Annotated in this window: 22 protein-coding genes and 1 pseudogene; 11 read left to right on the plus strand and 12 right to left on the minus strand. The window is 63.2% G+C overall.

What is annotated here, in order from left to right; all coding sequences use genetic code 11:
- The first annotated feature begins 123 nt into the window (after window positions 1-123).
- Both AAEQ75_RS00865 and AAEQ75_RS00870 read left to right on the plus strand, forming a co-directional pair.
- Window positions 124-606 carry a substrate-binding periplasmic protein gene (locus AAEQ75_RS00865; RefSeq protein WP_343350598.1) on the plus strand — a complete coding sequence of 161 codons (483 nt, stop codon included), beginning with the start codon at window positions 124-126 and terminating at the stop codon, window positions 604-606.
- 30 nt (window positions 607-636) lie between these two features.
- Window positions 637-879 carry a hypothetical protein gene (locus AAEQ75_RS00870; RefSeq protein WP_343350599.1) on the plus strand — a complete coding sequence of 81 codons (243 nt, stop codon included), beginning with the start codon at window positions 637-639 and terminating at the stop codon, window positions 877-879.
- Here AAEQ75_RS00870 and AAEQ75_RS00875 read toward each other — a convergent pair.
- Both AAEQ75_RS00875 and AAEQ75_RS00880 read right to left on the minus strand, forming a co-directional pair.
- Window positions 862-2,259: a sensor histidine kinase gene (locus tag AAEQ75_RS00875; protein WP_343350600.1), complete on the minus strand. Its 1,398-nt coding sequence runs from the start codon at window positions 2,257-2,259 to the stop codon at window positions 862-864. The genes AAEQ75_RS00870 and AAEQ75_RS00875 overlap by 18 nt on opposite strands.
- The gene (locus tag AAEQ75_RS00880) at window positions 2,256-2,927 is read right to left on the minus strand and encodes a response regulator (protein ID WP_041769705.1); all 672 of its coding nucleotides are present in this window, start codon (window positions 2,925-2,927) and stop codon (window positions 2,256-2,258) included. The genes AAEQ75_RS00875 and AAEQ75_RS00880 overlap by 4 nt, the downstream gene beginning before the upstream one ends.
- Window positions 2,928-3,195: 268 nt before the next feature.
- On the opposite strand from AAEQ75_RS00880, the gene AAEQ75_RS00885 reads away from it, so the two are divergent.
- The 5 genes from AAEQ75_RS00885 to AAEQ75_RS00905 all read left to right on the plus strand — a co-directional run bounded on the left by AAEQ75_RS00885 (window position 3,196) and on the right by AAEQ75_RS00905 (window position 8,537).
- Window positions 3,196-4,461, plus strand: a complete 1,266-nt coding sequence (locus AAEQ75_RS00885; protein WP_343352480.1) for an OprD family porin — start codon at window positions 3,196-3,198, stop codon at window positions 4,459-4,461.
- A gap of 32 nt (window positions 4,462-4,493) precedes the next feature.
- Window positions 4,494-5,474, plus strand: coding sequence for a Bug family tripartite tricarboxylate transporter substrate binding protein (locus AAEQ75_RS00890; RefSeq protein ID WP_104727086.1), 981 nt, complete (start codon window positions 4,494-4,496; stop codon window positions 5,472-5,474).
- A 91-nt stretch (window positions 5,475-5,565) separates the two neighbouring features.
- Window positions 5,566-6,009, plus strand: coding sequence for a tripartite tricarboxylate transporter TctB family protein (locus AAEQ75_RS00895; RefSeq protein ID WP_343350601.1), 444 nt, complete (start codon window positions 5,566-5,568; stop codon window positions 6,007-6,009).
- Window position 6,010: 1 nt separating this feature from the next.
- The gene (locus tag AAEQ75_RS00900) at window positions 6,011-7,531 is read left to right on the plus strand and encodes a tripartite tricarboxylate transporter permease (protein WP_104727084.1); all 1,521 of its coding nucleotides are present in this window, start codon (window positions 6,011-6,013) and stop codon (window positions 7,529-7,531) included.
- Window positions 7,515-8,537, plus strand: a complete 1,023-nt coding sequence (locus tag AAEQ75_RS00905) for an AbrB family transcriptional regulator (protein WP_343350602.1) — start codon at window positions 7,515-7,517, stop codon at window positions 8,535-8,537. The genes AAEQ75_RS00900 and AAEQ75_RS00905 overlap by 17 nt, the downstream gene beginning before the upstream one ends.
- Before the next feature lie 215 nt (window positions 8,538-8,752).
- On the opposite strand, the gene AAEQ75_RS00910 is transcribed toward AAEQ75_RS00905, so the two are convergent.
- A complete protein-coding gene (locus AAEQ75_RS00910) occupies window positions 8,753-9,634 on the minus strand; it encodes an RluA family pseudouridine synthase (protein ID WP_343350603.1) in 882 nt (293 codons plus the stop codon).
- A gap of 256 nt (window positions 9,635-9,890) precedes the next feature.
- On the opposite strand from AAEQ75_RS00910, the gene AAEQ75_RS00915 reads away from it, so the two are divergent.
- The 4 genes and pseudogenes from AAEQ75_RS00915 to AAEQ75_RS00930 all read left to right on the plus strand — a co-directional run bounded on the left by AAEQ75_RS00915 (window position 9,891) and on the right by AAEQ75_RS00930 (window position 13,834).
- A complete protein-coding gene (locus tag AAEQ75_RS00915; protein WP_343350604.1) occupies window positions 9,891-10,562 on the plus strand; it encodes a COG3650 family protein in 672 nt (223 codons plus the stop codon).
- 159 nt (window positions 10,563-10,721) lie between these two features.
- A pseudogene (locus AAEQ75_RS00920) lies at window positions 10,722-10,829 on the plus strand (NADP oxidoreductase); the annotation flags it as partial.
- Between the two features lie 68 nt (window positions 10,830-10,897).
- Window positions 10,898-12,055, plus strand: coding sequence for an MFS transporter (locus AAEQ75_RS00925; RefSeq protein ID WP_343350605.1), 1,158 nt, complete (start codon window positions 10,898-10,900; stop codon window positions 12,053-12,055).
- A gap of 165 nt (window positions 12,056-12,220) precedes the next feature.
- Window positions 12,221-13,834 carry an NAD(P)/FAD-dependent oxidoreductase gene (locus tag AAEQ75_RS00930; RefSeq protein ID WP_343350606.1) on the plus strand — a complete coding sequence of 538 codons (1,614 nt, stop codon included), beginning with the start codon at window positions 12,221-12,223 and terminating at the stop codon, window positions 13,832-13,834.
- A gap of 224 nt (window positions 13,835-14,058) precedes the next feature.
- Here AAEQ75_RS00930 and AAEQ75_RS00935 read toward each other — a convergent pair whose 3' ends face one another.
- The 9 genes from AAEQ75_RS00935 to AAEQ75_RS00975 form a co-directional block, all read right to left on the minus strand.
- Entirely contained in the window at window positions 14,059-14,574 is a 516-nt protein-coding gene (locus tag AAEQ75_RS00935) for a GNAT family N-acetyltransferase (protein ID WP_256834966.1), read from the minus strand.
- Between the two features lie 99 nt (window positions 14,575-14,673).
- Window positions 14,674-15,012 (minus strand): Na+/H+ antiporter subunit G, encoded by a 339-nt coding sequence (locus AAEQ75_RS00940; RefSeq protein ID WP_041769702.1) that lies wholly within the window; start codon window positions 15,010-15,012, stop codon window positions 14,674-14,676.
- Between the two features lie 13 nt (window positions 15,013-15,025).
- The gene (locus tag AAEQ75_RS00945; RefSeq protein ID WP_343350608.1) at window positions 15,026-15,295 is read right to left on the minus strand and encodes a K+/H+ antiporter subunit F; all 270 of its coding nucleotides are present in this window, start codon (window positions 15,293-15,295) and stop codon (window positions 15,026-15,028) included.
- Window positions 15,280-15,777, minus strand: a complete 498-nt coding sequence (locus AAEQ75_RS00950) for a Na+/H+ antiporter subunit E (protein WP_143506734.1) — start codon at window positions 15,775-15,777, stop codon at window positions 15,280-15,282. Before AAEQ75_RS00950 ends, AAEQ75_RS00945 begins: the two co-directional genes overlap by 16 nt.
- On the minus strand, window positions 15,774-17,285 hold the full coding sequence (locus AAEQ75_RS00955) for a monovalent cation/H+ antiporter subunit D (protein WP_343350609.1): 1,512 nt from the start codon (window positions 17,283-17,285) through the stop codon (window positions 15,774-15,776). The genes AAEQ75_RS00950 and AAEQ75_RS00955 overlap by 4 nt, the downstream gene beginning before the upstream one ends.
- Window positions 17,282-17,611 carry a Na+/H+ antiporter subunit C gene (locus AAEQ75_RS00960; RefSeq protein WP_099522068.1) on the minus strand — a complete coding sequence of 110 codons (330 nt, stop codon included), beginning with the start codon at window positions 17,609-17,611 and terminating at the stop codon, window positions 17,282-17,284. Before AAEQ75_RS00960 ends, AAEQ75_RS00955 begins: the two co-directional genes overlap by 4 nt.
- Before the next feature lies 1 nt (window position 17,612).
- On the minus strand, window positions 17,613-20,405 hold the full coding sequence (locus AAEQ75_RS00965; RefSeq protein ID WP_343350610.1) for a monovalent cation/H+ antiporter subunit A: 2,793 nt from the start codon (window positions 20,403-20,405) through the stop codon (window positions 17,613-17,615).
- 356 nt (window positions 20,406-20,761) lie between these two features.
- Entirely contained in the window at window positions 20,762-21,223 is a 462-nt protein-coding gene (locus tag AAEQ75_RS00970; RefSeq protein WP_125835638.1) for a hypothetical protein, read from the minus strand.
- Between the two features lie 114 nt (window positions 21,224-21,337).
- Window positions 21,338-22,471, minus strand: coding sequence for a glycerate kinase (locus AAEQ75_RS00975; protein ID WP_343350611.1), 1,134 nt, complete (start codon window positions 22,469-22,471; stop codon window positions 21,338-21,340).
- Window positions 22,472-22,592 lie beyond the last annotated feature (121 nt).

Raw genomic sequence — 22,592 nt, forward strand, 5'->3', positions numbered from 1 at the left:
ATGGCAAAAAATTGTCGGGAGCAATTTTTGACGTCGCTGCGCGACGGCCCGAAGGGTGATCTACAGGGACGCAGATCACAAAATGCCTCTACACTCGAGCCATTCGCTTGAGGAAGTAGAGCCATGCGTTACGCATTTCTCCTGCTCGTCCTGATGCTCAGCAGCGCCCAGGCTGCCGAGCAGGTGCGCCTCACCAACGGCGAATGGCCGCCGTACCTCGGGGAAACCCTGCCCCACCATGGCGTGGCCTCACGCATCGTCGCCGAGGCATTTGCGCTGCAAGGCGTCGAAGTGCAATGGGAATTTCACCCCTGGGCACGCTCGCTGAAAATGGCCGAACAAGGTACGCGCGACGGCAGCGCCGTCTGGCTTGCCAACCCCGAACGTGAACAACACTTTCACATCAGCGAGCCAGTGGTCGAAAGCGGTTACTACCTGTTTCATCGCAAGACCCACGCGTTTGACTGGAACGATGTCGCGGATCTGCGCGGCCTGCGCATTGCGGGTACCCGTGGCTATGACTACGGCGAAGCCTTTCAACGTGCCGAAGCGGCCGGAGAGCTCGAGGTGGTACGCCTGACCGGTGATGAACAGGGCCTGCGCTAGTTGCTGGCCGGGCGCATCGATGTGTTTCCCGTGGACAAGGTGGTGGGCTTCGACCTGCTCTATAAGAAATTCAGCGCTGCCGAACGCCAGCGCCTGAGCTTTCATCGCAAGCCTCTGCGCAGCGACAGCCTGCACCTGCTGCTGTCGCGAGAGGTACCGGGCAACGCCGAGCTGATGCAGCGCTTCAATCGTGGCCTGAATCAATTGCGCGACAGTGGCAAGGTTTCCCAATATCTGCTGGAGATTCAGCAGCCGCTAAGCCTCAGCCACTGACAGAGGAAACTCGACACGCACCCGCAAGCCATGCGGCTGCACCTGATGCAGGCTGATTCGAGCCTGATGGGCGCGACAGATCTCGCCGACGATGGCCAAACCAAGGCCCGCACCATTACCCAGGCTGCTGCGCCGGTAGAAACGCTCGAAAACCTTCTCATGCTCGGCCTCGGGAATACCCGGACCGTCGTCTTCGACCTCAAGCACCGATGGCGTCAGTGCGCGGATGATCAGGTTGCCACCGGCTGGTGTATGCGCCAATGCGTTATCCAGCAGGTTATTCAGCAATTCGTTGAGCAACGTCGGTTCGCCATCGATCCATACCGACTGGTCGGCCTCCAACGCCAGCGCGACGCCACGGGCGTGAGCCAGTGGTGCCATAGCCAGAGCCATTTCACGCGCCAGCTGGCTGAGGTCGATACGCTGCGCGCCGCCTTCAGTAATAGCTCGCGCACCACTCTCGATACGTGCCAGCGACAGCAGTTGATTGGCCAGCAACGTCAGGCGGTCGCCCTGCTGCGCCACCTGCTCCAGCGTGCTACGCCATTGCTCGGGCTGCTCGGCACGCAAGCCTAGAGTGATACGCGCTTTCAGCGCCGCCAGAGGCGTTCTCAATTCATGGGCGGCATCGGCAATGAACTGCGACTGCCGCTCGAACAGTCCCTGCAGGCGCTGGTTAAACTGGTTCAGTGTTTCCACCAGCGGCAGCACCTCACGTGGCAACCCGCCGTCCGGCAGCGGCTGCAGGTCATCGCTGGCCCGCTCAGCCACTTCCCGACGCAGCGCTTCCAGCGGCCGCAGCGCCAGATTCACCGCCAACCACACCAGCAGCAGCGCGCTGACCGACAGCAACCCCATACGCCACAGGGTGCCGATCAGCAGCTCACGAGCCATGCGCTCGCGCGCGCCCTGTGTCTCCGCCACCCGGATTTCAGCGATGCCATTGAGCTGCGGTTCGCTGACTGGCTGCAGCAGGCTGACCACACGCACACCCTGGTTGCGGTACTCGGCGTCGTAGAAGTGCGCCAGCGCCGGATAATCGTCAGTACGTGGCGTGCCCGGCGGCGCTGGCGGCAGGTCCTCATAGCCGGAAACCTGATTACCCTGAAGGTCGAGCACCTGGTAGTAGATGCGTCCGGCGCTGTCGTAGGCGAAGGTATCGAGCGCGACATAGGGAATATTGGCGCGCAACCGGCCGTCCTCGGCATACAGACCATCGGCCACCGCGCGCGCCGATGCAAGCAGCGTACGGTCATAGGCGGTATCAGCTGCGCGGCGCGCACTCCAATAGGCACTGAAGCTGCTCAGCAGCAGGATCAACGACAACAGCAGCGCCAGACGCCGTAGCAGACGCCCACGCAGACTGACACCACGGCTCATGCCTCGACCGCTTCCAACAGGTAGCCGAGACCACGGAAGGTGACGATGCGTACGGCACTGCCCTCGAGCTTCTTGCGCAGGCGGTGGATGTAGATTTCGATGGCATCCGGGCTGGCGTCCTCATCAAGACCGAACACCTGAGCCGCCAGTTGTTCCTTGCTCATCACCCTGCCCGGTCTGGCGATCATAGCTTCCAGCACCGCCTGTTCGCGGGCAGTGAGACTAAGAGCCTCGCCCTCGAGACTGAAACGGCGGGCGCCCAGGTCGTAGACCAGATCGCCACAGCGCTGCAATTGCTCACCACCGAGCACGCTACGCCGCAGCAACGCCTTGACCCGCGCCTCCAGTTCGGTGAGTTCGAAAGGTTTGGCCAGGTAGTCATCAGCACCGAGATTGAGGCCATGGACGCGATCCTTGACCTCGCCACGCGCGGTCAACATCAGTACCGGCAGGGTCTGGCCACGGTCACGCAGGCGCGCAAGCACGGCAAATCCGTCCAGGCGTGGCAGGCCTATATCGAGAATCGCCAGCGCGTAGTCCTCGCTGGACAGTGCCAGATCAGCGGCGACGCCATCATGCAGCACATCCACCGTCCAGCCGGCTCCTTTCAGCGCCTGGGCCACGCTTTCCGCCAATTGCGGATGGTCTTCGACCAGCAGAATCCGCACCGCCACCTCCAGCTGCAGCTTCGTTAAAGGCGCGCAGTGTAGCGCCGCCACGACTGCTGTGAATTGCTCAAATGCCAAAGCAGCATTTGTTTGTTTCCCTGCGTGACCCGCCATGACGTAACAACACACCATCATGAAAATCTTTCGGCTATGAAAGCCTAGTGAAAGCTTGCCCTCATAGCATCGTTTCAAGGTGGCTCGATCCACCTGCTCAAGCGACCTGGCAGTGGTGCCAGGTGGCGACAAGAACAAAAACGGAGACCACATGATGCTCGCAGCCTCACGCCAGGCCCTGCCGCCTGTCCGCCTGCTCTGCCTGGCCATCGCCGCTACCGGCGCTGCCCCCCTCGCCAACGCCGCCTTCATCGAAGACAGCAGCGCCAGCCTCACCGCTACCAACATCTACCTGAACCGCGACTTCCGCCAGTTCGAAGGCCAGAACAAGCGTGAAGAATGGGGCCAGGGCTTTCGCCTCGACCTACAGTCCGGCTTCACCGAAGGCACCGTCGGTTTCGGTGTCGACGCCATGGGCCTGCTCGGTATCAAACTCGACTCCGGTCGCGGCCGCACCGGCACCGATCTGCTGCCGCTACATGACGATGGCCGCTCCGCCGACGAATTCAGCCGCCTGGGCCTGACGGGCAAGGTCAAGGTCTCTGCTACCGAGCTGCGCTACGGCTCGCACGTGCCAGAGTTGCCGGTGGTCAAGGCCAGTGACAGCCGTCTGCTGCCGCAGGTATTCGAGGGCGGTCTGCTGACCTCCTCCGAACTGGAAGGCCTGACCTTCACCGGTGGTCGCCTGGACAAGGTCATCGACCGCGCCTCGACCAACTCCGAGGAGATGGTGCTCAACGCCAAGAACAACCGCTTCGCCTCCGGCATCGAAGCCGACCACCTCGACCTCGCCGGCGTCGACTACAAGTTCGCGCCTGGTTTCACCGGTCGTTACTACTTCGCCGACCTGGATGACATCTATCGCCAGCACTTCTTCGGCCTGCTCAGCAGCCATAAAGTCGGCGCCGGCACCCTGAGCAGCGACGTGCGTTACATCGTCAGCCGTGACAGCGGCGCAGCCAATGCAGGCAAGGTCGACAACCAGGCCTTCAACGCCATGGTCAGCTACGGCCTGGGGGCGCACAAGTTCGGCCTGGGCTTCCAGGACATGAGCGGCGACACCGGCTTCGCCTATATCGATGGCAGCGATCCGTTTCTGGTCAACTTCGTGCAGATCAACGACTTCGCCAACGCCGACGAGCGTTCCTGGCAGGCCCGCTACGATTACAACTTCGCCAGCATCGGGGTTCCCGGCCTGACCTTCATGACCCGCTACATCCGTGGCGATGACGCCCGTGTTGCCGGTTCCGATGACCGTGGCGGCGAATGGGAACGCGACATCGAGTTCAAGTACGTGGTGCAAACCGGCCCGCTCAAGGACCTCTACGTACGCGTGCGCAACGCCAGCTTCCGCTCCGACTTCGCCCGCGACGCGGATGAGAACCGCGTCATCGTCGGCTATACCCTGCCGATTTGGTAAACAACAACAAGACACACGAGGAATCATCCGTCATGAAATCCGTACTGACCCGCGCCGCACTGGCGACTGCCTGCCTGGCCTTCGCCAGCCAACTGCTGGCCGCCGAACCCAAGCGCCCCGAATGCATCGCTCCGGCCAAACCCGGCGGCGGCTTCGACCTGACCTGCAAACTGGCCCAGAGTGGCCTGAAAGACGAAGGCCTGCTCAAGGCGCCAATGCGCGTCACCTACATGCCAGGCGGTGTCGGCGCCGTGGCCTACAACGCCGTGGTCGCCCAGCGCGCCAAGGACCCGGGCACCATCACCGCCTTCTCCTCGGGCTCGCTGCTGAACCTGGCACAGGGCAAATTCGGTCGTTATGACGAAAACGCCGTACGTTGGCTGGCCGCAGTCGGTACCGACTACGGTGCGATCACCGTGCGCGCCGACTCTCCGTACAAGAACCTCGACGATCTGGTTCAGGCCCTGAAGAAAGATCCTTCCAGCATCGTCTTCGGCGCTGGTGCCACCATCGGCGGGCAGGACTGGATGCAGACCGCGCTGATCGCCCGCCTGGCCGGGATCGAGCCGAAGAACCTGCGCTATGTTGCCTTCGAAGGCGGCGGTGAAACTCTCACCGCCATGCTCGGTGGCCATGTACAGGTCACCAGCAGCGGCCTGGGTGAAGTCACCCCGCAGCTGGAAGCGAAGAAAGTACGCATTCTCGCGGTGCTCTCCGATGAGCGCCTGCCGGGCAAGCTGGCCGAGATCCCGACCGCCAAGGAACAGGGCTACGACATCACCTGGCCGGTGATCCGCGGTTTCTACATGGGCCCGGAAGTCAGCGACGAGCAGTTCAACTGGTGGAAACAGCAGTTCGACACCCTGCTGGCCAGCGAAGAGTTCGCCAAGCTGCGTGAACAACGCGACCTGCTGCCATTGTCGGTTACCGGTGATGACCTCGATACCCTGGTGCACAAGCAGGTTGCCGAGTACAAGACCCTGGCCGGTGAATTCGGCCTGATGCAGGAATAAGTGCATCAGCGGGTTCGGCGTCGCCCGACGCCGAACCCGCCATTGAACTGCACCGCCGTTCAATTCTGTCCCTACGCAAGAGACCATTGCTATGTACGTTCGCCTGTTCGCTGCGATCTGGCTGCTGTTGTGCGCCGTTCTCGCAGTCATCGCCTGGGGTTTCCAGGCCCCCTTCGCCTACGACCCTGTCGGCCCAAGGGCCTACCCGCTGTTGCTGCTGGCGCTAATGGCTGCTGGTGCCGCCTGGCTGGTATTCAAGCCAGGCCCGCAGACGGAGACGCTCAGCCGCCAGGCGCTGCAGCGTGCAAGCTTATGCATCCTCACCCTGCTGGCCTATGCCCTGCTCTTCGAGCCCCTGGGCTTCGTCCTCAGCACTGCACTGGCCACCTTCGTCCTGGGCCTGCTGTTCACGGGCCGTGTGCTGCCGTGCCTGATTAGCGGCGTCCTGATGGGCGTGCTGCTGTATGCATTGTTCGATTATGCGCTAGACGTTCCGCTGCCACTGGGCGTGTTCGAAGCGTTGGTGGAGAGCTGAGATGGAAACATTACATTTTCTGATGCAGGGCTTTGACGTCGCCACCCGGCCGACCAACCTGCTGGTTGCCCTGTTCGGTGCCTTCGTTGGCACCATCGTCGGTCTGCTGCCAGGCCTGGGCCCGATCAACGGCGTCGCCCTGCTGCTGCCATTGGCCTTCGCCCTAGGCCTGCCGCCGGAAACCGCACTGATTCTGCTCGCTGCCGTCTATCTGGGCTGCGAATACGGCGGGCGTATTTCCGCCATTCTGCTCAACGTGCCAGGCGACGCCGCCGCGGTGATGACCACCCTCGACGGCTACCCACTGGCACGTCAGGGCAAAGCGGGTATCGCCCTGTCGTTGTCGGCAGTCAGCTCCTTCACCGGCAGCATGATCGCCACCTGCGGCGTGGTGCTGTTCGCGCCGATCCTGGCGAAGTGGGCGGTGGCATTCGGTCCTGCCGAGTACTTCGTGCTGATGATCTTCGCGATTGCCTGCCTCGGCGGCATGGTCGGCGACAAGCCGGTCAAGACCTTGCTCTCGGCCCTGATCGGCCTGGCACTGGCCACGGTAGGGGTCGACTCCACTACCGGGGTCTACCGCTTCACCTTCGACAGCGTCAGCCTGTCCGACGGCATCCAGTTCGTCATCGTGGTGATCGGTTTCTTCAGTGTCAGCGAAATTCTGCTGATGCTGGAAAACACCCACAACGGTCAGAAGGCCGTGAAGGCCAGCGGCCGCGTGCTGTTCAACTTCAAGGAATACTGCTTCACCTTCTGGACCATGATTCGCAGCTCGGTCGCGGGCTTCGTCATTGGCGTACTGCCGGGGGCCGGTGCGACCATCGCCAGCGCCATGACCTACATGACCGAAAAGCGTCTGGCGGGTGACAAGGGCAAGTTCGGTGAGGGCGACCTGCGCGGCCTGGCCGCTCCCGAGTCAGCCAACAACGCTTCGGCCTGCGGCTCGCTTATCCCGATGCTGACCCTTGGCGTACCCGGTTCGGGCACCACCGCGGTGATGATCGGTGCGCTGACTCTGTACAACATCACGCCTGGCCCGCTGCTGTTCGAACAGCAGCCCGACGTGGTCTGGGGCCTGATCGCCTCGCTGTTCATCGGTAACGTCATCCTGCTGGTGATGAACATTCCGTTGGTCGGCCTGTTCTCACGCATGCTCAGCGTGCCGAACTGGGTGCTGGTACCCGCTATTACCGTGATCAGCATGGTCGGTGTCTACGCGGTGCACAGCACCACCTTCGACCTGGTATTGATGATCGCGCTTGGCGTGTTTGGCTATATCCTGCGCAAGCTGGATTTCCCACTCTCGGCCGTGATTCTCGGCTTCGTACTGGGTGAGATGATGGAGGACAACCTGCGTCGCGCGCTGTCCATCTCCGCTGGTGACCTGGGCATCCTCTGGGGCAGCCCGATCACCCTGGTGCTGTGGGCGCTGGTAGCGCTGATGCTGGCCCTACCGGGCATCCGCTGGATGCGTCGCCGCAAGCAGATCAAGGCTGGGGCTGATGCCACTGCCGCGTGATCTTTGGGTAACGCCGCTGGCCGGAGTGGTCGGCGGTTACCTGGCCAGCCTCGCCGGCTGGCCTTTGCCGTGGATGGTCGGTTCCCTGCTGGCGGTCATCGCCGTGCGCTGTCTGGCCGACCGCCCCTTCAGTGAACTGCCCGGCGGGCGCAAGGCCGGCCAGTGGCTGGTGGCCAGCGGCATCGGCCTGCATTTCACCAGCGACGTGCTGGAACAGGTGCTCAGCCACTTGCCCGTTATCGTCATGGGCGCTTTCGGCACGCTTCTGCTCAGCCTGATCGGCATCGCCATCCTGCGCCGTGCCGGCGTAGACCGCGCTACCGCCTTCTTCGCCAGCATGCCTGGCGGCGCCAGCGAGATGGTCAACCTGGCCCTGCGCCACGATGCCCAGCCCGCGCGCGTGGCAGCAGCGCACAGCCTGCGCCTGCTGCTGGTGGTGCTGCTGATTCCAGCGTTGTTCACCTGGGGCCTGCCCGACGTCAGCGCGCCACCTCGTGCACCGGTGGACTGGACCTGGCTGATTGGTCTGCTCGCCGCAGGCGCTGTGCTGGCAATGCTCTGGGGACGTCTGAAACAACCCAACCCCTGGATGCTTGGCCCGCTGACTGCCTGCGCCGTTGCCAGCGCCGGTTTCGATCTGCATCTGGGCCTGCCGCAAGGCCTCGGCCAGCTCGGCCAGTGGCTGATTGGTTGCGCCCTGGGCTGTCACTTCGACCGCGCCTTCTTTCGCAGTGCGCCGGGTTTTCTCGCCCGCGTGCTGCTGTTCACCCTGCTGGCCATGCTGGCGGCTGCCGCACTCGGCGAGGTACTGGGCTGGCTGGCAGGTGAAGACCACCTGTCACTGATGCTCGGCATGATGCCCGGTGGCATCACCGAACTATGCCTGACCGCCGAAGCCTTGCAGCTATCGGTAGCGCTGGTCACTGCCCTGCAGGTGCTACGGCTGTTTCTGGTGATGTTCCTCGCCGAACCCTTATTCAAGCTCTGGAACAGGAACCACGCGTAGGGCAGATCGGAACCCCGACCGCTCGGAGCGCCAGCGAACAGTCCGCCGCTTGGGCTGCGAGCTTGCGCCCCCTGCGGCGTACTGCTTCGCGAGTACGCCCTACGCGACTGTGGAAGACGCTTTCGGCTCTGGCATCCTGCTTCGCTCTGCCTCCTGCATCCATGCAGTCGTAGCGGCGAAAAGCTCGCGGCTGAAGCCCCTCCTACGAGCGGAAGCTACCACTGCAGCTGCAACTCGCTCTCGAACACACGCACTTGACCACTGACCGGATCGACGAAGCGCAAGCCGCGCGCCAGCAGCTTGAGCGGCTTGCCGTAGTCATCCGGCTGATTACGCGACTCCAGCAACTGTGGATAGAAATCGTCGCCGACGATGGGCGCACCGAGCCCGGCCAGATGCACGCGCAGTTGGTGCTTACGCCCGGTTACCGGCGACAAGCCGTAACGCCACAGTTCGCCGCGTCGTTCCAGCACCTCGATTCGGGTTTCGCTGTTGGCCTCGCCAGCGACCTCCTGCATGCGAAAGAACGGCTCACCATCGACCATGCGTGAACGGTGCAGGTAGGGGAACTGCAGCTGCGGCAATGCAGGGGCGATGGCCTCGTAACACTTCTCCACCGCGCGCTGGCGAAACAGTGCCTGATACTGGCCGCGACTGGCCGGGTTGACCGAGAACAGCACCAGGCCGGCCGTCAGCCGGTCGATGCGGTGGATCGGCACCAGGTCGGGATTGCCGGTGCGCTTGATCAGGCGTGCCAGGAGCGTCTGCTCGACGTACTCACCAGCCGGCATCACCGGCAGAAAATGCGGTTTGTCGGCGACGAGCAGGTGCTCGTCATGCCACAGCACCTGCTCGTCGAAGGGAATCGGCGTTTCGTTCGGCACCTCACGGAAATAGCGCACCTTGAGCCCGACGCGATAAGGGTGCGTGGCATCGATAGGCGCACCGGCCGCATCCAGCACCCGACCGCGCGCCATACGTTGCAGCCAGGTGGCGCGGTCGATGGCGGGAAAGTGATCGCACAGGCAATCGAGCACCGTCGCCCAGCGGCCCTGGGGCAAATGAAGCGTGCTGGGACGCATGGCGGGGCTGGGCATTGCAGTAGCTGCTCGACGGTTTATGAAGGGGCGAATTAGGCCGTACTCGTGCGGCTCAGTCAAAGCCGGAGCATGCCGCAACAGCAGCCGAACAATGAAAGCCTGCGTGCTATGCCCCCCTCATCCGGCGCTTCGCGCCACCTTCTCCCAGAGGGAGAAGGACAGCAGGGAGGAAGTCGCTGCGCGACTTTCATGCTAACGGCTTGAGCCAGGGTCGCGCTGTGGCTATGGTGGCCGCTCGTATCTGGAGAGACTCATGTCCATCACCCGCTCCCTGCTTACCAGCGTCGCCCTCCTCCCCCTCCTGGCCGCCTGCCAGGTCTACACCGGCAAGCCGGAAGGCCCACCGCCAGCGACTCGCCTGCAAGGTCAAGTCCAGGTCGAAAATGGTCAACTGGTGTTCACTCCCTGCCAGGAACAGCGTCGCTTCGTGCTGGTCGATGGCGACACCACCGGTATCGAGCGCGAAGTCATGCAACTTGGCAGTGATAGCCAGGCCAGCCTGTTCGCCGATCTGGCCGGGCGCCTGGGCAGCAGCCAGGGCAAGGGCAGCGATGGTCGCTTCGAGGTCAGCCAGATCTATCGCCTGCAAGGTGAAGGACACGGCTGCGACGACCTCAACTTCAAGCGCCTGACGCTGCGCGCCAGCGGCAACGAGCCGTTCTGGCAAGTGGAAGTCGGTAGCAAGGGTCTGGTACTGAACCGCCCTGACCAAGAGCCGTTGGCCCTGCCTTATCTGGAGGAACAGCTGCCGGACGGTCGCCTGAGTTTCAGCAGCGAAGCCAACGGTCAGCGTCTGGATCTGTGGGTTGCACCGCAGCGCTGCGTCGACGGCATGAGCGGCGCGGTCAACCACCTCAGCGCCGAACTGCGCCTCGACGGCCAGGTGCTGCGTGGCTGCGCGCACTTCGGCGCCATGCGTAACTGAGCCGCGCCAATGCCGGTGGCCTCGCCACGTGTCACCGGCATGGATCGCTCAACGGGGTGCTAGCCCAAACTCCCGGCAAAACGCCGCACGTAATCTTCCCGCTCAAAGGCCTCGACCACAAAGTCGATGAAGCTGCGTGTCTTGCCCGACAGCAACTGACGGCTGGGCTTCGCCGCTATCGACCTTGGCGAGCTGGCCGAAGGTGGGCGCCTGATGCAATTCCCCGGTGGGCCGTTGCCCTCGCTCGAACTGTTGCAGTTCGGCTGAGCTAGCGGGAGACGAAAATGAAGGATTCCGTAATGCTCCATACCGATTCATCTGCTGACACCCGATCCATGTCTGCTGCGTGGTGGGCCGTCATCTCTCTTGCCCTGGGCGCCTTCGGCCTGGTCACGGCGGAATTCCTGCCGATCAGCCTGCTGACACCGATGGCCGCGGACCTGGGCGTCTCCAACGGCGCGGTGGGCCAGGCCATCACCGCCACCGCCGTGGTCGCCGCATTCGCCGGACCACTGGTGGTGCTGTTCTCGGGCCGGCTGGATCGGCAGAAGATCGTCTGGGGGTTGATGGCCATGCTGGTGTTCTCCGGCATCCTTTCGGCCTATGCCTCGAATATCACGGTGCTGTTGGTCGCGCGTGGGCTGCTGGGCTTCGCCCTCGGCAGTTTCTGGGCCATGATGGCAGCGCTTGCCCTGCGCCTGGTGCCCGCGGACAAGGTGCCACGGGCCATTTCGATCATCATGATGGGCATCTCGCTCGCCACCATCTTCGCTGCCCCGCTGGGTGCCTACCTGGGGGAACTGTGGGGCTGGCAGGCAACCTTCCTGGCGGCGTCCGGTATTGGCGTGGTGGCGCTGGCGATCCAGATGCTGACCCTGCCCAAACTGCCGGCCGCGGCAGCGCCGGGCCTGGCGTCCTTCAAGGCAGCGCTGACGCGGCGTGCGGTCGTCGTCGGCATCGGCACCGGGCTGCTGGTCATTTCCGGGCACTTCGCCGCGCTGACCTTCATCCGCCCCTTCCTCGAGGAGGTTCCCCGCCTGGATGTCGCGACCGTCTCGCTTGCCTTGCTGGCCTTCGGTGTCAGCGGCTTTTTCGGCAACCTTGCCGGCGGCGCCGTCGCCGCGCGCAGTCCGGCCTGGGCAGTGGCCAGTTGCTCGTTACTGATCGCTGCCGTTGCACTCACGCTGATCCTTTTCGGCACACAGGCCAACATTGCCTTCGTCGCGATTGCGCTATGGGGTTTCGCCTTCGGCGCCTTCCCGGTATCGATCTCGATCTGGAACGCGCGCGCCGCCATCGATCACGCGGAAAGCGCTGGTGCCCTGCTGTCATCGACCTTCCAGGTCGCCATTGCCGCAGGTGCGGTTCTGGGAGGGCTGATCATCGACAGCCTCGACTCGCAAGCCGTGATCGTCTATGCCGCGACAGCGGCCTTCGCGGGCGCTGCCCTGATGTTCATTCGGGGGCGCGCGATCGAACGCCAGCGTGGCTGAGCCCGTACTGGCGCAGCTTTCAAAACATCATTCACCTACGCTCAACGGAGCAAAGCCGTCAGTCGTTCGAGATTGCCGGCCCCCTCCATCCGGGCAGCGAATCCCGTACAATCGCGCCCCTTCTTCACATTGCCGGATCACCACCGGCCAACCAGGACACCGCCCATGCTTCGCCTGACCGAACTGAAACTGCCCCTCGACCATGCCGATGATGCCCTGCGCCCGGCTATCGTCCAGCGCCTGGGCATCGCCGACAATGACCTGCTGACCTTCAGCGTGTTCAAGCGCAGCTACGATGCGCGCAAGAAGTACGGCGACATGCCGTTCATCTACACCATCGACTGCGAGGTGAAAGACGAAGCCGCCCTGCTCGCTCGCCTGAGTGATGACAAGCATGTCGGCCCGGCACCGGACATCGCCTACAAACCAGTGGGCAAAGCTGAAACGCCGCTGGACGAACGCCCGATCGTGGTCGGTTTCGGCCCCTGCGGTATCTTCGCCGCGCTGATCCTGGCGCAGGCAGGCCTGCGCCCTATCGTGCTCGAGCGCGGCAAGGAAGTACGCCAACGCACCAAGGACACCTGGGGCCTCTGGCGCAAGAACCAGCTCAACCCGGAGTCCAACGTGCAGTTCGGCGAAGGCGGCGCAGGCACCTTCTCCGACGGCAAGCTGTACAGCCAGATCAAGGACCCGCATCACCACGGGCGCAAGGTGCTGCAGGAGTTCGTCAAGGCTGGCGCGCCGGACGAGATCCTTTACGTCAGCAAGCCGCATATCGGCACCTTCCGCCTGACTGGCGTGGTCGCCACCATGCGTGAAGAGATCAAGGCTCTCGGCGGCGAAGTGCGTTTCCAGGAGCGTGTCAGCGACCTGCTCATCGAAGACGATCAGCTCACCGGCGTAGTGCTGGAAAGTGGCGAGCAGATCCTCAGCCGCCATGTGGTGCTCGCCCTCGGTCACAGCTCACGTGACACCTTCCGCATGCTGCATGCCCGCGGCGTGTACCTGGAAGCCAAGCCCTTCTCGGTCGGCTTCCGCATCGAACACCCGCAGTCGCTGATCGACCGCGCTCGCCTGGGCAAGTACGCCGGCCACCCGAAACTCGGCGCTGCCGATTACAAGCTGGTGCACCACGCCAGCAATGGTCGCTCGGTCTACAGCTTCTGCATGTGCCCGGGCGGTACTGTGGTCGCCGCCACCTCCGAGCCGGAGCGCGTGGTCACCAACGGCATGAGCCAGTATTCGCGCAACGAGCGCAACGCCAACGCCGGCATCGTCGTCGGCATCACCCCCGAACAGGACTACCCGGGCGGCCCACTGGCCGGCGTGGAACTGCAGGAGCGCCTGGAATCGCACGCCTATGTGCTCGGCGGTCGCAACTACGAGGCGCCCGGGCAACTGGTCGGCGACTTCATCGCTGGCAAGCCGTCGAGTGCGCTGGGTGAAGTACAACCCTCCTACAAGCCTGGCGTAAAGCTGGGCGACCTGGCTCCGTCGCTGCCGGATTTCGCCATCGAGGCCATCCGCGAGGCGCTACCGGCCTTCGGCAAGCAGATCAAGGGTTTCGACCTGGCCGATGCGGTACTCACCGGCATCGAAACGCGCACTTCATCGCCGGTGCGCATCACCCGTGGCGATGATCTGCAGAGTCTGAATCTCAAGGGCCTGTATCCGGCCGGGGAAGGCGCCGGCTACGCTGGTGGCATCCTCTCTGCTGGCGTCGACGGCATTCGTGTGGCCGAAGCAGTGGCCAAGGATATGCTTGGGTTGAATAGCTAAGCCCTATTCGGATCACGCACCCCACAGGGTGGGTTAGCGGCGCCAAGCCTGAGAATGTCCGATCAGCGCCATCGCAGTGCGCCGCGTAACCCACCAGGCGATAGTCCTGCGTTGCGCCAATGGTGGGTTACGGCGCAATGGACCGTGCGGACTCATCAGGATAGGTGACAGGCACCTAACCCACGGATATCTGTCAGTCGCGATAGCGCGCAGCCGTAGAAGCGTCAAAGGCCCTCGCGGCGCAGGCAGCACAGCGTCGAACGCCGCGAGCCATTCGGACGACGCGCCGGGTCGGCATAGGTCAGCAGCTCACTGAAACCGGCCTTGCGCATCATCCCTGCCGATGCGGCATTCTCTTCGTGGCGATCGATATAGACGTCGCACACGTCCCGACGCCATAAGTCCTGCACCGCCTCCGTGAGCAGATGAGCACCAAGTCCGCGACCCGCGCAGTCGCGATGCACCACCGCCTCGCAGATATAGCCATGCAACTGCCCGGCACGCGCCGCAGGTTGATGAGCGGCGAAATCCTGCGTCAAACGATAGCTGACGAACCCCAGCAGTTGCCCCTGCTCCTCGGCCAACACCGCCAGCGTCGCGTTCGTCTCAATATCCTGCAGATGTTGGCGAACTTCGACTTCAGGTAAATGATTCCAGGGATTGGGCCCGTGCTCGAGAATCAACGCGCAGAGCGCTTCGATATCCTTGGCAACGGCCTGACGAATGACCAGCTCGCTCATGCACCCAACGCCCCCTGAACTTGATTTCAGAGCGCAGTCTAGGCCTGGGAATTGCCTGGCGACAGTGACAGCCAGGCACAAGAAGTACCTGACAGTGAATCAGTGATCATCGTCCCACGGCTGACCACGGGTCTGCTCGGACAGCTCGACCTTCTGCTGCATAGCCGCCTTGGACAGGATGTGCGCACTGACCGGCGCAGTGAGGAACAGGAACAGCGTGATCAGCAACTCATGCAGGCTGAGGCTGCCGGTGTGGTGAGCGAAGAACAGCATCGAGGCGATCAGCGTACCGCCGACCCCCAGCGTGGTGGCCTTGGTCGGACCATGCAGACGGGTAAAGAAATCCGGCAGGCGATACAGCCCGATGGCACCGACCAGGGCGAACAGGCTGCCCAGGATCAGGCAAGCGCAAATCAATAGTTCCAGCCAGAACGGCATGGTCATTCCCCCCTTAATCGATGATGTCGCCGTGCAGCAGGTGTTTGCCCACCGCAACCGTACCGACGAAGCCCATCACTGCGATCAGCAGTGCGGCTTCGAAGAACAGGTCCGAGGCCAGCCAGATGCCGAACAGCACTATCAGCGCCAGCGCGTTGATGTACAGGGTATCCAGGGCCAGGACGCGATCCACCACGCTTGGCCCTTCGACCAGACGCGCGACATTGAGCAACATGGCCAGCGTGTGGATGCCCATGCACAGAAAGACTACGTTCTCGAGCATTCGAAAATCTCCAGCAGCGGCTTTTCGTAGCGACTCTTAACCTCGGCGATCAGCTCGTCGCGATCCGGCACGTTGAGCCCGTGCAGCAGCAGTGTCTTGTGGTCAGAGCTGAGGCCGGCAGAGACGGTGCCAGGCGTCAGCGAGATGATGCAGGCCAGGGCCGACAGGACGAACTCGTCCTCTATCTCCACCGGTACCTCGACGAATGCCGGTTCAAGACGCGATTTCGGTCCGAGCACCAGCTTAACCACCTGCAGGTTGGCCACCACGATGTCGTAGAACACCTTGCCAATGAACAGCAGCAGACCCAGGGGCTTGCGCACTTTCGGCACGGTCAGCAGGAAATCGCCGCACAGGTGCACGATCGACCAACCCAGAAACAGCCCGAGCAGGATATGCCCCAGGTTGAGGGTGTTGACCAGCAGCAGCCAGAGCACTGTCAGCACCAGCATCATCCGCGGGTGGGGGAACAAACGCCTCATGCCGCACCTCCGCCAATGATCGACAGATAGGGTTGCAGATCGAGCAACTGCGCGGCGGCAGCCTCCAGATACGCCATTATCGGGGCAGCAGCGATCAGCAGTAGCGGGCTGGCCAGCAACAGGCCCAACGCCGCCAGCAGGCTGATACGATCAGCCGGCTCGGCTTTCGACGGCGACGCATCCGCGCCATGGCCCAGCCAGAACAGGCTGGTACCGGCGCGGCTCAGCGCAACCAAGGTCAACAGACCGCCAATCAGAATCACCGGCCACAGGCTCCAGGCCTGCCAGCCTGGCTCGGCCGCGCGTAGCAGCAGCATCTTGCCGAGGAAACCAGAGAACGGCGGCAACCCGGCCACGGAGATGGAGGCAAAGAAGAACATGCAACCCAGCACCAACGGCTGACGCAGCACACGCTCCTGCTGCAGATCGCCACCGGCGCTGTCACGCTGGGCGACCACCAGGCCGGCCAGCAGGAACAAAGCACCGCTGATCAGCGTGCTATGCACCATGTAATAAAGCGCAGCACTCAATGCCGCGACGTTACCCATGGCGAAGCCAGCCATCAGCGTGCCCACCGAGACCACCACCAGATACGCCAGCAGCGCCTGCAACTGTCGCGCACCCAGAGCACCAATCACACCGAAGGCAATGGTCGGCAGCGCCATCCACCAGAGCAGCTCATGGCCTAGGTTGGCCAGCGGCCCAGCCTCTTCGCCGAACACCAGGGTGAACACGCGGACGATGGCGTAGAAGCCAACCTTGGTCATGATCGCGAACAACGCCGCCACCGAAGCGGGCGCCGCGGCATAGGCGCGTGGCAGCCAGAAACACAACGGCAGCACGGCAGCCTTGAGGCCGAAGACGATCAGCAACAGGTAGGCCGCGGCCTTGATCAACGGTGCATCGGCGACATCGGCGCTGGCTACGCGCGCTGCCAGGTCCGGCATGTTCAGGGTGCCGGTCAGGCCGTACAACAGGCTGACGCCGATCAGGAAGAACGACGAGCCCAGCAGGTTGAGCACTACGTAATGCACGCCGGCCTTGACCTGATTGGCACGGTTGCCATGCAGCAGCAGCGCGTAGGACGAGATCAGCAGGATCTCGAAGAACACGAACAGGTTGAACAGGTCGGCGGTCAGGAACGCACCATTGATGCCCAGCAACTGGAACTGGAACAGCGCATGGAAGTTCGGCCCACGCTCATCATCGCCACGGCAGGCGTAGACCAGGGCAAAGCAAGCCAGCAATGAGGTGAGCAACAACAGCGCAGCGTTGAAACGGTCGAGCAGCAGCATGATGCCGAACGGCGCCACCCAGTTGCCCAACGCATAAACCTGCAACTGCCCCGCACCAGCTAGCAGTACCAGATACAGACACACCGGCAGCAGCGCCAGGCAGCCGATCAGGGAAATACCCCGCTTCACCTCACGCGACCAGCCGTGGCCGACCAGCAACAACGCGCCGAAAAACATCGGCAGCAGAATGGGGAGGATGATGGCGTGACTCATGCGCGCGGCTCCTCGCCATCGACGTGATCGGTTTTCAGCTCACCCATGCCACGTAGGGCCAGCACCACGACGAACGCAGTCATGGCGAAGCCAATGACGATGGCGGTCAGTACCAGCGCCTGCGGCAGCGGGTCGCCGTACTCGGCGCTCTTGCCGATTACCGCCGGCACGCCCGTGCCGAGCCGGCCCATGGCGAAGATGAACAGGTTGACCGCATAGGAGATCAGGGTCAGCCCCATCACCACCGGGAAAATGCGCGCCCGCAGCAGCAGGTAGACGCCGCTGGCAGCCAACACCCCGAGGGTAATTGCGAATACTGCCTCCATATCAGATGACCTCCTTGCACGACTCGTCCTGACTGACATGGCCGATATTGGAAAGGATCAGCAGGGTGGCGCCGACGACGGCCAGATACACCCCGAGATCGAAGAGGATCGCGGTCGCCAGTTCGATTTCGCCAATCAGCGGAATATGGAAATGGCCAAATGCCGAAGTCAGGAACGGCGAGCCGAAGAGCCAACTGCCCAGACCAGTCAGCCCGGCGATCAGCACGCCCCAGCCGGCGGTGGCGTGATAACTGAATTTCAGGCGTTCCTGAGTCCAGGTCACACCATGGGAGATGTACTGCAGAATCAACGCCACCGAGGTGATCAGGCCGGCGATGAAGCCGCCGCCCGGCAGGTTATGCCCGCGCAGGAAGATGAACGCCGAAATCAGCAGCGCCATCGGCAGCATGGCTCGCGCCAGGTTGTCGAGGATCATCGGATGCGCATCGGTCGACCACGGACGACCGTTCTTGTCGTGGGTCGGATGCGGCAGGTGCAGGTCATGCAGCAACGCGTAGATACCGATGGCAGCAATCGCCAGCACGGTGATCTCACCCAGAGTATCGAAGCCGCGGAAGTCCACCAGGATCACGTTGACCACGTTGGTACCGCCGCCCCCGGAAACGCTGTTCTCGAGGAAGAACGAGGAAATGCTCTGGTAAGGACGGGTCAGCACGGCGTAGGTCAGCATCGCCACCATGGTGCCGCTGCCCAGCGCCAGGATCAGATCACGCAGGCCACGCAGGCTGCTGGACTCGGCAGGTGTGCGGTCGGTCATGAAGTACAGGGTGAGCATCAGCAGGATGATGGTCACCACCTCCACCGACAATTGGGTCAACGCCAGATCCGGGGCGGAGAAGCGGGCGAAGGCCAGTGCCACCATCAGACCAGCAGCGCTGAGGATCATCAGCGCCACGAGGCGGCGGCGGTGGAAAAACACGGTGAGCACCGCAGTCACCATCAGAATCAGCATGCCAATGGTTGTCAGCGGATCGATTGGCGTCATTGGCACGCTACCGGTCAACTGCTCAAGCGGCGACAGCGCGATTACCACCAGGGTCAGGGCACTGCCCAGCATCCAGGCCAGGTAGCGCTGCAGCGAACCGCTTTCCAGCAACGCGGTGATACGGACGGACAGACGCGTCATGTAGCGCACCACCTGGTCGAAGGCGTCCTTGGCATCGAGGCTAGGCAGGCCTTCATACCAGCGGAACAGCGGCTTGCGACAGGTGTAGACGATGATCCCGCCGAACAGCGCGACGAAGCTCATCAGCAGCGGCAGGTTGAGACCGTGCCAGACCGCCAGGCTGTACTCAGGCAGTGTGCCACCCAGGGTAGAGGACGCGGCGGCGGCCAGCAGCGGCGCGACCGTATAGGCCGGCACGATACCCACCAGCAGGCAGATGAACACCAGCACCTCGACCGGCACCTTCATATAGCGCGGCGGCTCATGCGGCGGGTATTTGGGCAGGTCGATCGGCTCGCCGTTGAAGAACACGTCGTGAATGAAACGCAGCGAGTAGGCCACCGAGAACACCCCGGCCAAGGTCGCGGCTGCCGGAATCACCCAGTTGAAACCGCCCAGCAGGTGCTGGTGCAGGGTTTCGGTGAAGAACATTTCCTTGCTCAAAAAGCCGTTGAGCAGCGGCACGCCAGCCATGGCCGAGGCCGCCACCATCGCCAGCACCGCCGTATGCGGCATGTACTTCCACAAACCGTTTATCCGCCGCATGTCGCGACTGCCGGTCTCGTGGTCAATGATGCCGGCGGCCATGAACAGCGAGGCCTTGAAGGTCGCATGGTTGATGATGTGGAACACCGCCGCCACGGCGGCCAGCTGAGTATCCAGGCCGAACAACAGCGTGATCAGGCCCAGGTGGCTGATGGTCGAATAAGCCAGCAGGCCTTTGAGGTCATGCTGGAACAGCGCCATGAGCGCTCCCACCAGCAACGTGGCCAGGCCGGTCAGGCTGACCATGTAGAACCACCACTCGGAGCCAGCCAGCGCCGGGTACAGGCGTGCCAGCAGGAACACCCCGGCCTTGACCATGGTCGCCGAGTGCAGATACGCCGATACCGGCGTAGGCGCCGCCATCGCATGCGGCAGCCAGAAGTGGAAAGGGAATTGCGCCGACTTGGTGAACACGCCCAGCAGTACCAGTACCAGCGCCAGCGGATACAGCTCGTGCGCACGGATCGCGTAGCCGGCGGCCAGCACCTGAGACAGCTCAAAACTGCCTGCGATGTGACCGATCAGCAAGATACCGGCGAGCAGCGCCAGACCACCGCCACCGGTGATTGCCAGCGCCATGCGCGCGCCTTTGCGGGCATCGGAGCGTGAGCCCCAGAAACCGATCAGCAGGAACGACGACAGGCTGGTCAGCTCCCAGAACATCAGCATCAGCAGCAGGTTTTCCGACAGCACCACACCGAGCATGGCGCCCATGAACAGCAGCAGGAAGGCGAAGAAGCGCCCCATGGGCTCGGTCTTGGCCAGGTAATAGCGCGCGTAGAGGATGACCAGCAGGCCGATGCCGAGAATCAGCAGGGCGAACAGAAAGCCCAGGCCATCGAGGCGCAGACTGAGGTTCAGACCCAGGTGCGGCAGCCACTCCAGCTTGACCCGCAGCACCTCACCGGCGAAGACCGCCGACTGATAGTTGAACAGCAGCACCAGCGCCACGATGGGTGCCAAAGCCGCAGCTGCGGCGCAGGCCGAGCGTCCGAGCCGGTCGGCCAGCACCGGCAGAAACAACCCAAGAAATGGCAAGGCGACAATCAGCGCAAGCGCCATCGGAAAACCCCTTAAACAGGCACGCCAGGTCAGCTGACCCAACGCCGAGAATTGGAGTCGCAACTCCCTGACGGTGATAGTTCATGCACCACAACGGTTCAGCTAAGTCGTTGTCGGCACAAGCATAACGGCCGATTATCCATAACTATCAACGCAACGTCATGCATTGAATTATCGTTGAACACACTTGGTAACATGCAGGCTGATGCAAGCGCTGCTGACGGCCGACCACCACTATAGCGAGGCCACAAAAAATTGCCGCGAGCGTTTTTGTCCGAGCCTGAGGAGTTGCCGTCAGAGATGGCAGACAACAAAAAGCCGGAGCAACCTAAGTTGCTCCGGCTTGCTTGTCACGATCAGTGGGTAACGCGGCTGGTACCGTTGACCGTCATCACGCGCACACGCTCGCCAACACGGAACACTTGGTTCGGCTCGACTTCCTGGACGTAGGCGCGCATGGTGCCATCGTCCTCACGCACGGTGATCTCAACACCCTGAGTACGGGTTATGCCTTCTTCAGCAGCGGCGCCCAACAGACCGCCAGCGACGGCACCGACCACAGCCAGGACCGCGCTGCCGCGCCCACCACCGAGGCCACTACCACCGATACCGCCAACCACAGCACCTGCACCAGCACCGATCGGAGTCTTGGTCCCTTCGATCTTGACCGGGCGCAGCGATTCGATGGTTCCCATGCGTACTGTTTGCACCGCTCGGGCCTCATCGCGGCTGTAGGTATCGCCAGTCAGGCTGGACTGACAGCCCCCGAGGGCCAACACCGCGGCCAGCGAGGTAATGAGCAGAGTGGGTTTACGCATAGCAATTCCTCCAGAGGTATCTCAATCCATTAGACGCCGGGCGAGCGTAACTGTCACGACGGAGCCTGAACAATAGTTATTTCAGACAGATCAGGTTCAGCGAGGTTCGCCCTATCAGGATCGAGCGAGGCGCCAGAGACGGGCGATATCCGTGGTGCGAGCCTGCAACTCAGCCGCCGCACCGGCCATCGCCTGCTCCAGGGACAACGGCCCCGGTGCCAGGCTGAATGCAGCTTCGATACCAGCGTCGTACAGCGCCTGATAGTTGTCGCCCAGACTACCGGACAAGGCGATGACCGGTACCCCTGCCGCACGCGCCACGCGCGCTACCCCGACCGGGGTCTTGCCATGCAGGGTCTGGGCATCCATACGCCCCTCCCCGGTAATCACCAGATCCGCGTTCTCTACTGCGGCAGCGAGGCCGGACAGCTCGGCCACCAGCGCGATACCGGGGCGGAAGCTTGCCTTGAGGAAGGCACGCGCAGCGAAGCCGAGACCGCCCGCCGCGCCCACACCAGGGAACTCGGCGTGGTCCTCGCCCAGCGTCGCCGCCACGATACGGGCGAAGCGACCGAGCGCCGTATCCAGCTCGGCGACATGCTCAGGCGTCGCCCCCTTCTGCGGACCGAACACCGCAGATGCGCCGCGAGGCCCGCACAAGGGATTGTCGACATCAGCAGCGACCTCGATCTGCACCCTGAGCAGACGCGCGTCGAGCCCACTCAAATCAAGCTGGTCGAGACCGGCCAAAGCCGCGCCACCCGGCGCCAGCTCGCGCCCCTGGACATCGAGAAAGCGCATCCCTAGCGCCTGTAACAAGCCTGCACCGGCGTCATTGGTGGCACTGCCGCCCAGCCCCAGGATGATGCGCGCAGCACCGGCATCCAGCGCCTCGCGGATCAGCTCGCCAGTGCCGAAGCTGCAGGCCAGACGAGCATCGCGCTGTTCACGTGGCACCCAGTGCAAGCCACTGGCAGCAGCCATCTCGATGACTGCCGTGCCCTGCCCCAGCCAACCCCAATGCGCCTTGACCGACTCACCCTGCGGGCCACGCACCTCACACTCGCGGCGCTCGCCGCCGACGGCAGCGAGCAGCGCATCGACCGTGCCTTCGCCGCCATCGGCCATTGGCCTCAGCAAACATTCGGCCTCGGGAAAAACCTGCTGCCAACCGCGGGCGATGGCGGCGGCCACGTCGGGCGCGCTGAGGCTCTCCTTGAAGGAGTCAGGAGCAATGACGATTTTCATGATAGGTACCTCGAAAGGAGGCAGGCGACCTTCTGGTCGCCTGCTGGTTACAGACCGTTGAAAAACGTAGGCGAGGCAGTCAGTGCAAGGCAAAAACAGGCGAAAAAGCGGAGTTTACGAG

Origin of the sequence: Pseudomonas sediminis (assembly GCF_039555755.1) — a bacterium.
GTDB lineage: Bacteria > Pseudomonadota > Gammaproteobacteria > Pseudomonadales > Pseudomonadaceae > Aquipseudomonas > Aquipseudomonas mendocina_D.

Bases quoted from the DNA above. Each gene is read 5' to 3' on its own strand.
- AAEQ75_RS00865 (WP_343350598.1), top strand. From the start codon at position 124: ATGCGTTACGCATTTCTCCTGCTCGTCCTGATGCTCAGCAGCGCCCAG.
- AAEQ75_RS00875 (WP_343350600.1), bottom strand. From the start codon at position 2,259: ATGAGCCGTGGTGTCAGTCTGCGTGGGCGTCTGCTACGGCGTCTGGCG.
- AAEQ75_RS00885 (WP_343352480.1), top strand. From the start codon at position 3,196: ATGCTCGCAGCCTCACGCCAGGCCCTGCCGCCTGTCCGCCTGCTCTGC.
- AAEQ75_RS00890 (WP_104727086.1), top strand. From the start codon at position 4,494: ATGAAATCCGTACTGACCCGCGCCGCACTGGCGACTGCCTGCCTGGCC.
- AAEQ75_RS00895 (WP_343350601.1), top strand. From the start codon at position 5,566: ATGTACGTTCGCCTGTTCGCTGCGATCTGGCTGCTGTTGTGCGCCGTT.
- AAEQ75_RS00900 (WP_104727084.1), top strand. From the start codon at position 6,011: ATGGAAACATTACATTTTCTGATGCAGGGCTTTGACGTCGCCACCCGG.
- AAEQ75_RS00905 (WP_343350602.1), top strand. From the start codon at position 7,515: ATGCCACTGCCGCGTGATCTTTGGGTAACGCCGCTGGCCGGAGTGGTC.
- AAEQ75_RS00910 (WP_343350603.1), bottom strand. From the start codon at position 9,634: ATGCCCAGCCCCGCCATGCGTCCCAGCACGCTTCATTTGCCCCAGGGC.
- AAEQ75_RS00915 (WP_343350604.1), top strand. From the start codon at position 9,891: ATGTCCATCACCCGCTCCCTGCTTACCAGCGTCGCCCTCCTCCCCCTC.
- AAEQ75_RS00925 (WP_343350605.1), top strand. From the start codon at position 10,898: ATGTCTGCTGCGTGGTGGGCCGTCATCTCTCTTGCCCTGGGCGCCTTC.
- AAEQ75_RS00930 (WP_343350606.1), top strand. From the start codon at position 12,221: ATGCTTCGCCTGACCGAACTGAAACTGCCCCTCGACCATGCCGATGAT.
- AAEQ75_RS00935 (WP_256834966.1), bottom strand. From the start codon at position 14,574: ATGAGCGAGCTGGTCATTCGTCAGGCCGTTGCCAAGGATATCGAAGCG.
- AAEQ75_RS00940 (WP_041769702.1), bottom strand. From the start codon at position 15,012: ATGCCGTTCTGGCTGGAACTATTGATTTGCGCTTGCCTGATCCTGGGC.
- AAEQ75_RS00945 (WP_343350608.1), bottom strand. From the start codon at position 15,295: ATGCTCGAGAACGTAGTCTTTCTGTGCATGGGCATCCACACGCTGGCC.
- AAEQ75_RS00950 (WP_143506734.1), bottom strand. From the start codon at position 15,777: ATGAGGCGTTTGTTCCCCCACCCGCGGATGATGCTGGTGCTGACAGTG.
- AAEQ75_RS00955 (WP_343350609.1), bottom strand. From the start codon at position 17,285: ATGAGTCACGCCATCATCCTCCCCATTCTGCTGCCGATGTTTTTCGGC.
- AAEQ75_RS00960 (WP_099522068.1), bottom strand. From the start codon at position 17,611: ATGGAGGCAGTATTCGCAATTACCCTCGGGGTGTTGGCTGCCAGCGGC.
- AAEQ75_RS00965 (WP_343350610.1), bottom strand. From the start codon at position 20,405: ATGGCGCTTGCGCTGATTGTCGCCTTGCCATTTCTTGGGTTGTTTCTG.
- AAEQ75_RS00970 (WP_125835638.1), bottom strand. From the start codon at position 21,223: ATGCGTAAACCCACTCTGCTCATTACCTCGCTGGCCGCGGTGTTGGCC.
- AAEQ75_RS00975 (WP_343350611.1), bottom strand. From the start codon at position 22,471: ATGAAAATCGTCATTGCTCCTGACTCCTTCAAGGAGAGCCTCAGCGCG.